Consider the following 274-nt stretch of genomic DNA (forward strand, 5'->3'; position numbering starts at 1 on the left):
GCATCGGCGGCGGCGGCGGTGCCGGCGGCGAGGCCAGGACCAAGGCGGTGGGTGTAGGGCTTTCGGCGTCGTGGGCGATCGGCGGGAGCGGAGGCCGAGGCGGACAGGGCGGCTCCGCCGTCATCGAGAGCGGCAGCACGGTCACGACCGTCGGCCTCGGCGCGGACGGCCTCGCGGCGCTCAGCATCGGCGGCGGCGGCGGCGTGGGCGGCCTGGCCAACGCGCAAGCGATCACGGCACCCCTCGTGACCCCGACCGGCAAGGCGCTGCCGAG

1 pseudogene is annotated in these 274 nt (G+C 77.7%); it reads left to right on the forward strand.

The features are described from left to right. Positions 1-274 (forward strand): annotated as a pseudogene (locus tag RVY79_RS19570) (hypothetical protein); the annotation flags it as partial.

It is taken from the genome of Chromohalobacter sp. HP20-39, assembly GCF_033052815.1.
GTDB lineage: Bacteria > Pseudomonadota > Gammaproteobacteria > Pseudomonadales > Halomonadaceae > Chromohalobacter.